The 6,212-nt window shown below is 71.7% G+C and carries 3 protein-coding genes; 1 reads left to right on the top strand and 2 read right to left on the bottom strand.

The window, feature by feature from the left end:
* Nucleotides 1-225 precede the first annotated feature (225 nt).
* A complete protein-coding gene (locus G6R24_RS17210; protein WP_163550248.1) occupies nt 226-3,090 on the top strand; it encodes an alpha/beta fold hydrolase in 2,865 nt (954 codons plus the stop codon).
* Nucleotides 3,091-3,159: 69 nt separating this feature from the next.
* Here the strand turns inward: G6R24_RS17210 and G6R24_RS17205 are convergent, their stop codons facing one another.
* On the bottom strand, nt 3,160-3,864 hold the full coding sequence (locus G6R24_RS17205) for a DUF4230 domain-containing protein (protein WP_163550247.1): 705 nt from the start codon (nt 3,862-3,864) through the stop codon (nt 3,160-3,162).
* Nucleotides 3,865-3,912: 48 nt separating this feature from the next.
* A complete protein-coding gene (locus tag G6R24_RS17200) occupies nt 3,913-5,817 on the bottom strand; it encodes a PP2C family protein-serine/threonine phosphatase (RefSeq protein ID WP_163550246.1) in 1,905 nt (634 codons plus the stop codon).
* Nucleotides 5,818-6,212 lie beyond the last annotated feature (395 nt).

Raw genomic sequence — 6,212 nt, 5'->3', positions numbered from 1 at the left:
CGGCGAGGTTGAATCATTCGGTGCGGCCGGTTCACCCGGCGAGGTTGAATCGGTCGGCGAAGGTGGATCAGTCGGCGAAGGTGGATCAGTCGATGAGGGCGGCATGGTGGTGGGCATCCGCCGGGTCGGTGTGGGTGGGCCGCCGGTGGTGGCAGGAACCGGCGGGCAGTGCGCGGCAGGCTGGCGACGCGGATGTCGCGGGCGGCACAGGACGAGGGAGCGGCAGTGAACGAAGGTGATCGGCGCGCGGCCCTGGCGGTCGCCCAGCTCGGGAGCGCTTTCCTCCCGAGGTTGGACCTCGACATGCTCCCCGACTCGGTGGTCAGCCGGTTCCGCGAGGTCGCTGCTCGGCTACCCGATACACCCGCGCTGGTCTCGCCGGGCGTGTCGATGACGTTCGCCGAGGTCGACCGGCGCACCGATGACATCGCGGTCGCCATCCTCGGTCGACTCGACGCGAGCGAGGTCGGTCCGGTCGCCACCCTGCTCCCGCATGGTGTGACCGGCCTGCTCGGCCTGCTCGCGGCGATGAAGACCGGGCGGGCCGTCGTCCCGCTCGACCCGATGGTCCCGCCGGAGCGGATGGCCCAGATCGTGCGTCAGGCCGGCTGCGCCGTCCTGCTCACCGACCTCGCCGACAGCACCGTGGAACGCTCGACGGTGGGCCTGCCCCCGCTCGACACCGGCTGGTCCGAGGCGCCGGCGGCCACCCGCGTCAACGCGGGACCGCTGCTCGACCTGCTCGGTGGGGCCGGTCCCCAGCTGATCCTGGACGTGGCCGCCGCGGCCAGCGACGGCTCGGAATGGATCACCGCGAACGGTTCGGACGCGGTCTGGTGGCCCGAACCCCGCCTCGACGAGCCGGCCTGCATCGTGTTCACCTCCGGCTCCACCGGGGCGCCCAAGGGCGTCGTCTGGACGCATGGGACCTTCCTGAGCGAGGCCTGCGCCGGTGCCACGCGGCTCGGGTTCGCCCCGGGCGACCGGGTGGCGCTGGTGCTGCCGTACTCGTTCGCGGCCGGCGTCACCGTGGTGGTGTTCGGGCTGCTCAACGGGGGCGGTCTGTACGCCTACGATCCGCGGTCGGCGGGTGTGCGCGGGCTGGCCGACTGGCTGGTCACCCAGCAGCTGAGCGCGTTGGCGACGACCCCGTCGCTGTTGCGGGCGTTGCTGGGCACCCTCGAGGTGGACGAGCCGCTGCCCGACCTGCGCATCGTGATCACCTGCGGGGAGGCCTCGTACGGGCGGGACATCGCCGCGCTGCGCACGCATCTGCCCGCGGCCTGCACCTATGTGAACTGGACGGGCGCCTCGGAGATCGCCTCGCTGGGCTTCCACGAGATCCCGGCCACGGCGGTGCTGCCGACCGGGACGATCCCCGGTGGGCGGCCCGCTCCCGGCAAGGAGGTCGTCCTGCGCCGTGAGGACGGCTCGCTCGCCCCGCTGGGCGAGGTCGGCGAGGTCGAGGTGACCTCGGCGTACCTGTCCGCCGGCTACTGGCAGAACCCGGCGTTGACCGCCGAGAAGTTCACCCCGCTGCCCGATGGGCGCGCCACCTGTCGCACCGGCGACCTCGGGCGGTGGGAGCCGGACGGCACGCTGGTGCTGCTGGGTCGACGTGACGCCGCCGTGAAGATCCGCGGCTATCTGGTCGAGCCGAGCGAGGTGGAGGCCGCGCTGCTGCGCTCCCCCGAGATCGCCGAGGCCATCGTCACCGCGGTGGCCAGCCCCGACGGGCCGAACCGTCTGATCGCCTATGTCGTGCCCGCGGTGCACGGCAACACGCTTTCCCCCGCCCGGGTCCGCCGGGCGCTGCGCGAACGTCTGCCGGTCTGGATGGTGCCGGCGACGATCGTGCCGATCGCCGAGCTGCCCCGCAACGAACGTGGCAAGGTCGACCGCGGCGCCCTGCCCCCACCGCCCCAGCCGGCGGCGGTGTTCAAGCGTCCCCGGACGCAGTGGGAGATCGTCGTCGCCGACATCTGGACGCGGGTGCTCGACCTCGAGGAGGTCGGCATCGGCGACGACTTCATGGAGCTTGGCGGCGACTCGCTTGCCGCCAACGAGCTGCTCACGCTCGTGCAGGAGCGGCTCGGGGTGTCCATGTCGTCGTCCACCCTGGTCGACTCGCCGACCCTCGGTGCCTTCGCGCACGCGCTGTCGCTGGCCCAGCAGTCCGGGCCGCGTCATCCCACCGTCGTGCCGCTGCGGACCGTCGGCTCACGCCCCCCGCTGTTCTGCTTCGCTGGCGCCGGTGCCCTCGCGCTCGGCTTTCACTCGCTGGCCCGCCGGCTCGGCGACGACCAGCCGGTCTACGCCTTCCAGGCGCACGGGCTGGAACGGCGCGGCTTCCCGGACTGGAGCGTCGTCAAGACCGCGCGACGCCATCTCGAGGTGATCCGGCTGCTGGCGCCGCGCGGCCCGTATCTGCTTGCCGGGCACTCGCTGGGCGGCCTGATCGCACTGGAGGTCGCCCAGCAGCTCACCGCGGCCGGCGAGGAGGTCGGATTCCTGTCCATCATGGACACCTATCTCCCGTCCTCGCTGCGGATCGAACCGGGCGACACACCCGACGGTCCGCCGCGCCTGGCCGCCGCCGGCGGCGGCACCGGTACTCCCAGCGCCACCGGTACTCCCAGCGCCATCAGTGACGGGCCGACGAGTGCGGACGCGCAGGCGCATGCCAGCTCCTACCGCCGTCGGCTGGCCCGGTTCACCCAGCGACTGCTGCCCGAGCAGCGGACCAATCTCGCGAACATGGCCACGTTGAAGAAGATGGTGCAGATACCGCTGACCGGGGTGGTGCAGTTCGGCGGAACGGAACAGTTTGATGTGTTCTTCAACCACGGCCGGCTGCTGGAACGTTTCTACCGCCCGGGCCCCTGGGCGGGTCGCACGCTCGTCTACCGCTCAGCCGAGAACCCGGACCCGGAAAATGCCTGGTCAACCTACCTGACCGGCAGCCACGAGACCTACTACGTCCCGTGTGAGCATTTCTACCTGCTGCGCGAACCGCATGTCATCAGGATTTCCGAGCATTTCCGGGCCGAGATCGACCGGGTCGTCGCCGAGCAGGCCACCCGGGGATGACCCCCGGGTACCGCCCGCCTGCTCACCCACGTCGGCGGGCGGTACCCACTGGCCCCGAGGGGCCGCGGGTCACCGCTTGTCGGCGGTGTAGTTCACCTTGACGTCGGTGAAGCCCAGCGCGCCGAGCAGACCGCGCAGCATCGCGGTCGTGTTCTTCTTGCCGAGTTCGATGACCTGACCGTCCTGCTTGGCCGCGTCGGTCATCTTCGTGGATGCCTCCTGGTAGAGCCCCTTGTCGCTGCTGATCCCGCCGACCAGGCCACCCACCCGGTCCAGCACGCCGCGCTGGCGGGCGACGACGTAGCTGCGGTTCAGGTCGAGCTGCGCCGACGACAGCGTCGGGTTCGGCAGGTTGATCGTGACCGAGCGCCGGTCCGGTGAGACGACCACGTCGCCGCTGCCGAGGTGGCTGAAGTCGACCATCGAGTCGACCGTGCCCACCCCGACGAACAGGGTGCGCTCACCCTTGAGCGCCGACGGGATCCACTTGGTGTCCTCCTCGAGGTCGACGACGACCTCGAAGTGGGCTCCGGCCGCGTGGTATTCGCTGAGATCCTCCAGGGAGCGCAGCACCGCCGGGGAGCTGCGGTCGATCGTGCGTTCCTTGAACGGGTTGAGGCTGGGTCGCCAGCCGACCGCCACGGCGATGAGGCCAGCGACGAGGACGGCGAGCAGCGCGACAGCGATCAGCCGCAGCGGGCTGAAGGGCGGTCGAGGGATACGAGCGGACCGCGGGGCGGTCTGGGGCCGGTCCGTACCGGACTCGTCGTTCATAGTTGTTGATGTACCCCGAAATCACCCCGGCCACGCTCGTCGTCATCATCACGACCCACTGTCGACCTCCTGGTCATGCTGGTTGGACCAGGCCAGGATGATGGCGGTCCGGTCGTCGTCGCGCTGCCCCGAGGCGTGCCGTCGGACCGCGTCGAAGGCGCCGTCGAGTAGCCCCACCGGGTCGCGGGTGGGATCGCGCAGGATCTCGGCGATCAGTCGGTGCACCCCGAACTGGCGGCCGGCGCCGTCGCGGGCCTCGACCAGGCCGTCGGTGTAGGCGATCAGCACGTCGCCGGGCTCCAGCTGGAGCGTCCCGCTCTGCCAGGCGTCGGGGGCGGCGAGCAGGCTCGACAGCAGCGGCCCGGTCGGTGGCAGCCGGACGATCTGCGCTGGTCCGCGGTCCCTGGGCGGCGCGGATCGGGCCGGGTGCGCGGCTCGCGGCGGCGCCCCGGTGGAGGTGGCCCGGGTGAGGGAGACCTTCGGACGCGGCGCGCCGGCCGTCACCACAGCCGAGCCCGCGGCGCCTCCCGTCACGGCGCCCGAAGCCACCGCGTCCGAGACCACCGTGTCCGAGACCGCACCGCTGGACGCCGTCGCGCCGACCGTCGGGGCGCTCGAGGACTCGGCGGTGTCCGGGGGCGCCGGAGCGACCAGGGCCGCCAGTGCCGCGTGGGGCGCCGTGGCGGCCAGGGCCGCCGAGGGTGAGGGGATGGTGCGGGCCGTGGTCAGGGTCACGGGACGGCGCAGCAACAAGGTGTCGGGATGGCCGGCGTTGACGTACTGCAGTTCACCGGTCCGCGGGTCGATCAGGAGAATGATCGCGGTAGCGAACATCTCGTCGGTGTCACCGAGGTTGTCCACCACCCATTCGAGGACGGCGGCGGGTGGGCCCCCGTTCGTCAGCGCCGCGTCCAGGAGCTGTTTGAGCCGCAGGGCGAAGACACCGGCGGCGGCACCGTGCCCGGAGACGTCGCCGACCACCACCGCGACCCGGCCGTCGGGTAGGTCGAGGGCGTCGTACCAGTCCCCGGCCAGCTCGCCCTGTGCCGGCTCCACCCGTCCGTGCAGGACGACGTCACGGGCCCGCAGCAGCGAGGGGGTGAGCGCGTCGCGCAGGGCGATGACGGCGGGTCCCTGCTGTGCCAGTGCCTCGAAGGACCGCTGGTTCTGGCGGACCAGACGGACGAGCTGGGCGCGCATCGTCTCGACGTCCGCGGCCAGCGCCACGATCTCCGCGGGACCCACCGACGGGATGCGGGTGTCGTAGCGCCCGGCGGCCACCGCGTTCACCGCTCGTTGCAGGGCTCCGATCGGCCGCAGCAGCCAGCGCCGGGACGCGGTCAGCACCGTCGCCAACACGATCAGGATGATCAGCACGGCGCTGGCCAGCGAGCTGAGCAGCAGGACGGCGGCCGTCTCCAGCTGCTCGGACGCCTCGTTCTGCTCGCGGTCGATCCCGGCGCCCAGGCGGGCCACGCCGGTGCGCAGGGAGTCGAAGTCACGCCGGGCGCTCTCGCGCACGATGTCGGTGGCGGCGGCGACGTCACCACGGGCCATCGCCGCGAGCTCGGGCCGCACCACCTCGCGTCGCCACAGGTCGTAGGCGGTGCGGACCTCGGCGAGCTGCGCGCGCAGCTCCGGGAAGTCGGCGAGCAGCTCCTCCAGGGTCGCGGTGAGCCTGGGGACGGACCGGTTGGAGGTCGTGAACGGCGCCAGGAAGCCACGGTCGCGCGTGACGATATAGCCACGCAACGCGCTTTCCTGGTCGACGTAGCCGGCGAGCAACAGCGCGGTGGTGGTGGCGGCCGGGTCCAGATGGCGACTGCGGTCGGTCGCGGCCTGCCTCGACCCCCAGCCAGAGATCACGGCAAGCACAAGCATCACCACAATGGCGACGCTGGCGACCAACGTCAGCACCCGGAGGCCACGGCGCAGGCCAGCGGTCTCGCTCACGCCAGGATTGTCGTCCACCCGCCGTGACCGCGGCCTGGCGGGGCCACGATCCGACCGATCAGGCGCACTTCGCCCACCGCCACGGCTCGACCGACCCTCCCACGCACGGCCATCCGACCAGGACGGGGGCCCTCCCCCGGGGTCACCGGGACCCCCACCGGTGGCGGCTGCCACCCCCGGTCGGTACGGCGACGCGCCACCACGTCAGCCGTGGTTCGCACACCCTTTCCGCCCCCTTCATCATGGACGGCCAGGACAGAGCGGAAACAGAATGAGAAGCCCGAAAAAATCCATTTCGGCGTCCCTTTTTCCCATGGCGGCCCCGCATGTCACAGGCGGCGCGAAGGGGAAGGAGCGCGGTAACTTGGTCAGGTAGCGCTTTGATCGTGGGTTAG

The organism is Candidatus Frankia nodulisporulans, assembly GCF_902806475.1.
GTDB lineage: Bacteria > Actinomycetota > Actinomycetes > Frankiales > Frankiaceae > Frankia > Frankia umida.
The sequence above is the reverse complement of the archived record's forward strand: the minus strand, read 5'-3'. Positions and strand labels throughout refer to the sequence as shown.